The sequence below is a fragment of the Sphaerotilus sp. genome, from assembly GCF_031429695.1.
In the GTDB taxonomy this organism is placed as follows: Bacteria; Pseudomonadota; Gammaproteobacteria; order Burkholderiales; family Burkholderiaceae_C; genus Sphaerotilus.
Genome location: NZ_JANPAB010000087.1, coordinates 1 through 5,065, shown reverse-complemented (window position 1 = coordinate 5,065; position 5,065 = coordinate 1). Strand labels below are relative to the sequence as shown.

Below are 5,065 nucleotides of genomic sequence, written 5' to 3'. Positions count from 1 at the left end.
CGTGCTCACCCTCCAGCGGCACTGGCCGCGCCGGTTGGCGCGCCAGGTCGGGCACAAAGGTGGGCAGGCTGCTGCAACTCAGGCACAGCATCACGGCTGTGATGACGGCCACGTACAGCCCGAGGGCTCGGCGGCGGGTGTGTAAGTTCATCGGATCCAGTCGAAATGGCGCGCAGCACGCCAGGTGCCACTGATGCCGCTTGTCGGAAGATTCGAGGCGTGTGTCTGTGCGTTGCCTGACGGAACCCTTTTCCAAACGCAGTCGCGGAACGTGGGCGAGCACATCGACAGCTGTGCGTGTCACCCCTCGCAGCCATGGTGCTGGCTCCATGGACAAGTCAGTCGGCAGACAATGGGAAGCTTGGGCCTGAAAGAAAGAGGCTCCGAATATCGGACCGCACACCATGAACAAGTACCCCGCCGAACACCGCCGCCAGGCCGAAGCCCTGGTCGCTCAGATGACGCTCGAAGAACAGGCACTGCTGCTGTCCGGCGATGGCTGGTGGCAGACGCACGGCATCGAGCGCCTCGGACTGGCGCCGATGGTCGTCTCCGATGGGCCGCACGGCTTGCGCAAGGTGGTCGGCGCCGGGCTGGAGGGCAGCGTGCCAGCCACCTGCTTCCCGACCGCACCGGGGCTGGCGGCAACCTGGAACACCGCGCTGGCCCGCGAAGTCGGTGTAGCACTTGGTCGCGAGGCGCAGGCCAGCGGCGTCCACATCGTGCTGGGCCCGGGCATCAACATGAAGCGCTCGCCGCTCGGTGGTCGCAACTTCGAGTATTTCGCCGAGGATCCGGTGCTGGCCGGTCGCATGGCCGCGGCCTACATCGACGGCGTGCAGGGTGAGGGCGTGGGCACCTCGCTGAAGCACTTCGCGGTCAACAACCAGGAGTTCGAGCGCATGGCGACCAGCTCGGACGTGGACGAGCGCACGCTGCACGAGGTCTACCTGCAAGCCTTCGAGATCGCCATCGCGCAGTCGCCGACCAAGCCCTGGTCGGTGATGAGCGCCTACAACCTCGTCAACGGTGTGCATGCCAGCGAGCACCGCGCACTGCTGACCGGCATCCTGCGCGAACGCTGGGGCTTCGATGGCTTCGTGGTGTCGGATTGGGGCGGTATACACGACCGCGTGCAGGGCGTGATCGCCGGCAACAACCTGGAGATGCCCGGTAGCGGCGCACACAACCGCCAGAAGATCATCAAGGCGGTGCGCACGGGCGGCCTCGACCCGGCGGTGCTGGCCCGGGTCACCGCAGAGCTGGTCGCCGTGATGCTGCTGGCCCACGCCAGCCACCGCCCCAGCACCACCTTCAACGCCGACGCGCACCACGCGCTGTCGCGCCGCGTCGGTGCCGAGGGCATCGTGCTGCTGAAGAACGAGGGCGATGTGCTGCCGCTGGCCGCCGGCACGAAGGTCGCGGTGATCGGCGACTTCGCCAAGGTGCCGCGCTTCCAGGGCGCCGGCAGCTCGCAGGTCAACCCGACACGGGTCGCGTATCCGCACGACGAGCTGGTTGCGCTGCTGGGCGCGGTGAATGTCACCTACGCCCGCGGCTGCGACGGTGAGGGCGTGACCAGCGACGCGCTGATCGCCGAGGCGCTGACCGTGGCCGCGACCGCCGACGTGGTGGTCGTCTTCGCTGGCCTGCCCGACAGCTACGAGTCCGAGGGCTTCGACCGCAGCGACATCCACCTGCCCCCGGGCCATGACCGCCTGATCGAAGCGCTGACTGCGGCGCACCCGAGGCTCGTCGTCGTGCTGATGAACGGTTCGGCCGTGGCCATGCCCTGGGTGGACCGTGTGCCGGCGATCGTCGAGGGCTGGCTGGGTGGACAGGCTGGCGGTGGCGCGATCGCCGATGTGCTGACCGGCCACGTCAACCCCTCGGGCAAGCTCAGCGAGACCTTCCCGGTCAGCCTGCAGCAAACGCCGGCCTACCCGTCTTTCCCTGGCCGCGACGGCCAAGCCTGGTACGGCGAGGGCCTGTTCATCGGCTACCGCCACTACGACAAGCGTGGCCTGCAACCCCTGTTCCCCTTCGGCCACGGCCTGAGCTACACCCGTTTCGACTACACCGCGATCGGCATCGGTGCCCTGACCTGCGACGTGGACGGCGAGGACACGCTCCCGGTCGAGGTGACGCTGCGCAACAGCGGAGCACGGGCCGGTCAGGAGGTCGTGCAGCTCTACGTGCGCGAACGATCGCCGAAGATCGTCCGACCTGAACGTGAACTGCGCGCGTTCGCCAAGGTTGGCCTTGCGCCGGGCGAAACGACCACCATGCGCTTCGCGCTGGGTCGGCGCGACTTCGCCCACTACGACCTGGGCCTGCACGATTGGGCGGTGCATCCCGGCACGTTCGACATCCAGGTGGGCGGCTCCTCGCGTGACCTGCCGCTGAGCGTGAGCGTCGAGATCACCGCCAGCCGTGCCCGCCACCAGCCGATCACGCGCCGCTCGCTGGTACAGGACTTCCTTGGTCGCCCGGGCGGCCAGGAAGCCTATGCCGAGATGCTGCACGCGCTCGGCTTCGGCGGCCTGCTCGAACCCGTGGACGAGCAGGCCCTTGCCAGCCTGAGCCCCGAGCAGCTCGCCGCCAAGCGCAAGGGCGACAGCGCCGCGCTGGCCTTCGCCAACGAGATGCCGCTCTACAAGATCCCGGCCATGTCCGGCGGACTCTGCGGTGATGGGCGCATCGACGAGCTGGTGCGGGCATTCGGGGGCTGAAGGCGATGGGGCAGTGCGGAGGCGGCGATGCTCATGGCGAGCAGTGTGGTTGCGGACCTGGCAGGCAGGCAGAAAGCACCGGCGAGCCAAGGGGCGACACCGCTCGCGAGCGGTTCGACCTCATCCCCGGCGCGGCAGGGCCCGCATGCCCCGCACGAGATCAGCCGCCTGGGCCTTGACGTACACCGAGGTCACCCGCAGGTCCGAGTGCCCCAGCAGGCTCTGCAGCACCTGCGGCTGCATCTGCTTGATCGCCTCGTTGGCGAAGGTGTGGCGCAGCCAGTGCGTCGAGGCCCGGGGGAACTCGGCTGCTGGCGGTGCCCCTTCTCGCGTGGCCGCCGCAGGATTCCGATACGCTCGTGCCTCAACAGGCAGGTGCATCCGTATCATTCAGCAGCTTTCACCGGAGCCGCGATCTTGAATCCAGCCGTCCCCCTTGAAATTACACCCGTTGCCGATACCGAGATGGACGAGCATTCGGTGCTGCTGCGTGTCTTGAACGACTTCGTCGCTCGCCCGGACATGAACCCACCCAGGATTTCTTATCTGCTAGGCCTGTCTGCGGCTGACGTAGTTGACTTGCAGACGGACAAGAACCAAAGCAGCCGGTTTGGCCTGACCGAACTCAAGCGCTTGTCCAAGCTGGCGAGGCTCTCGGTGCCGGGCGTGGCGCCTTTACCCGAACGGGATCCGCAGCATCCTTTGCATCCGCACCGCCATGACACCGTCTGGTATGACCTCAAGAGCGACCTGGCAGCCGAAGAAGACTACACCCAGTGCTGGACCGTACTGATTGCTCTTCAGCACCGCATCAAGGCCCTGGCACTGGATCTGGATGGCGCAGCACATGTCCTGGGGGTAAGTCTCGACCGTGCGGCCGCGCTGCTGGGCGGTCGGGTCAGCCGCTTGCAGCTTCGCGACCTGCTGAGCATGGCCATGACCGCTGGCATGGCTGATGAGCATGTGCGACTTGACTTGTCGGAATACAAGCCGGTTACTTTGCCCATGGTCGATGGCGTGAGTTCAGATCGATCGGCCTGTGGTGCGCCTCAGGTGCCCACCACAGTGCGTATCGGTGAACTCATGGCGTGCATGAGTATTTGAGCCGGTACTGTCAACGGTGGATGCCGGTCGACTTGCCAAGCCGGCTGCATCGGCATGGCCGTGCAGCAGATCACCCGATCAAGACAATGCCCGCATGACGGCTTGGGGTTCCCGCTCGATCAGGTTCAGCAGCACCAGCGCCGCGCCCTGTGGCCGGCGATCGCCGCGCTCCCAATGGCGCAGGGTCGCCACCGAAAACCCGAACCGTGCCGCGAACTGGTCCTGGGTCAACCCCAGTCGTGCGCGCACGGCGGCCACGTCCACGGCGGTCGGCTCATAGACCTTGACGCCTGCGGCCTCGCCCCGGCCGTGGGCCGCCGCTTCCGCCAGCCCTTGGCGAATGCTCTCGAATGCTTTGCCCATGGGGGTTCTACCTTTCAAACCAGATTTGCACCAGAAGATCAACCAGGCCGGCCAACTCGTTGCATTCGGCCCGGGTCAGGTTCGCCCGTTCGTTCTTGGCGAACATCGTCAGCAGGTACAGCGGCATGGCGTCGCTGTGAACGTAGTAGATGATGCGCACGCCTCCACTCTTGCCGCGCCCGTCGCGTCCCCATCGCAGCTTGCGCACGCCACCTGTGCCTTCGATCAGATCGCCGGCCCGCGGGTGTGCAGCCAGGTACAGGATCAGATCCCGGCGATCGTCATCGGACAGCAGCTTGCCGGCTCGCTTCTGGTATTCGGGCAGTTCGGCAATCGTCAGCATGCATGAATTGTAATCCATTGGATTAGTGTCATGCACTGACTTGCCATGTCATGACGTGCCCTGTTGGCAGGGTACAAAGCGCTGGCGAACCAGGAGCGACACTGCTCGCGATAGCTCGACTCAGCGCTTGCGAGGCAGGGCCCGCATGCCTCGCACGAGGTCAGCCGCCTGCGCCTTGACGTACACCGACGTCACCCGCAGGTCCGAGTGCCCCAGCAGGCTCTGCAGCACCTGCGGCTGCATCTGCTTGATCGCCTCGTTGGCGAAGGTGTGGCGCAGCCAGTGCGTCGAGGCTTTCAAGAACTCGGCTGCCGGCGGCGCTCCCTCGCGCGTGGCCGCCGCGTTCGCCACGTCCGTAAAAAAGCGCCGCAGCAGCCGGTAGTGTCCTGGTCAAGTTATTTCGCACAGCCCGACAGGTTGTGTGATTGCCGATTGCTGCTCGAAGGCATTGGGAGGCAAGTTGCCCAGTGTGGAGTGCAGACGCACGCTGTTGTAGAAGCTGACGATGTAGTCGGCGATGTCG

General features: G+C 66.1%; 6 protein-coding genes. 2 read left to right on the top strand and 4 right to left on the bottom strand.

Annotation, left to right across the window (positions count from 1 at the left end; genetic code table 11):
- Positions 1-404: 404 nt before the first annotated feature.
- Positions 405-2,732: a glycoside hydrolase family 3 C-terminal domain-containing protein gene (locus tag RMP06_RS17125; protein ID WP_310463006.1), complete on the top strand. Its 2,328-nt coding sequence runs from the start codon at positions 405-407 to the stop codon at positions 2,730-2,732.
- A 120-nt stretch (positions 2,733-2,852) separates the two neighbouring features.
- On the opposite strand, the gene RMP06_RS17120 is transcribed toward RMP06_RS17125, so the two are convergent.
- Entirely contained in the window at positions 2,853-3,113 is a 261-nt protein-coding gene (locus RMP06_RS17120) for a site-specific integrase (protein WP_310463005.1), read from the bottom strand.
- Positions 3,114-3,149: 36 nt separating this feature from the next.
- On the opposite strand from RMP06_RS17120, the gene RMP06_RS17115 reads away from it, so the two are divergent.
- A complete protein-coding gene (locus tag RMP06_RS17115; RefSeq protein ID WP_310463004.1) occupies positions 3,150-3,836 on the top strand; it encodes a hypothetical protein in 687 nt (228 codons plus the stop codon).
- Positions 3,837-3,914: 78 nt separating this feature from the next.
- Here RMP06_RS17115 and RMP06_RS17110 read toward each other — a convergent pair whose 3' ends face one another.
- From RMP06_RS17110 to RMP06_RS17100, 3 genes are all read right to left on the bottom strand, one after another.
- A complete protein-coding gene (locus tag RMP06_RS17110) occupies positions 3,915-4,199 on the bottom strand; it encodes a helix-turn-helix domain-containing protein (RefSeq protein ID WP_310463003.1) in 285 nt (94 codons plus the stop codon).
- Between the two features lie 7 nt (positions 4,200-4,206).
- Positions 4,207-4,542 (bottom strand): type II toxin-antitoxin system RelE/ParE family toxin, encoded by a 336-nt coding sequence (locus tag RMP06_RS17105; RefSeq protein ID WP_310463002.1) that lies wholly within the window; start codon positions 4,540-4,542, stop codon positions 4,207-4,209.
- 120 nt (positions 4,543-4,662) lie between these two features.
- A complete protein-coding gene (locus RMP06_RS17100) occupies positions 4,663-4,893 on the bottom strand; it encodes a site-specific integrase (RefSeq protein WP_310463001.1) in 231 nt (76 codons plus the stop codon).
- Positions 4,894-5,065: the final 172 nt, after the last annotated feature.